Genomic DNA, 545 nt, shown 5'->3' with positions numbered 1-545 from the left:
AACCAGCCTCCCGTGGCGGTGGACGACGAGATCACGGTGCGCCCGGGGCGCACGGTCTCGGTCGCGGCCCTGGCCAACGACACCGACCCCGACGGCGACCAGGTCGGCCTGGTCCCCGGCGCCATCGAGGACACCCACGACCTGGACGCCGAGGTCGTGACCGACCGCATCGTCCTGACCTCCCCCGACGCCGACGGCGCCTACACGTTCTACTACCAGGTCCAGGACACCTACGGCGCCCGCGCCACCGGCGCCGTCACCGTCAACGTCGCCGCCGACGCACCCCTGCTGCCCCCCGTCGCCCGCGACGACACCGTGCCCGTCGAGGACATCCTCGGCAAGACCGAGGTCACCGTCCCCGTCCTGGACAACGACGCCGACCCCGACGGCGCCGCGACCGAGCTCACCGTCACCACCGACGCGACCACCGCCACCGTCACCGACACCGGCGAGCTCGTCGTCACCCTCACCGAGAACCGCCAGGTCATCACCTACACCGCCACCGACATCGACGGCCTCACCGCCAAGGCCTTCGTCAAGGTGCC

Annotated in this window: 1 protein-coding gene; it reads left to right on the top strand. The window is 72.1% G+C overall.

What is annotated here, in order from left to right; all coding sequences use genetic code 11:
- Positions 1 to 12: 12 nt before the first annotated feature.
- Positions 13 to 545, top strand: a 533-nt coding sequence (locus ACTJIY_RS20840) for an Ig-like domain-containing protein (protein ID WP_440675406.1), incomplete at its 3' end; no start/stop codon positions are given.

Source organism: Cellulosimicrobium sp. 22598, from assembly GCF_052044445.1.
GTDB lineage: Bacteria > Actinomycetota > Actinomycetes > Actinomycetales > Cellulomonadaceae > Cellulosimicrobium > Cellulosimicrobium cellulans_G.
The sequence above is the reverse complement of the archived record's forward strand: the minus strand, read 5'-3'. Positions and strand labels throughout refer to the sequence as shown.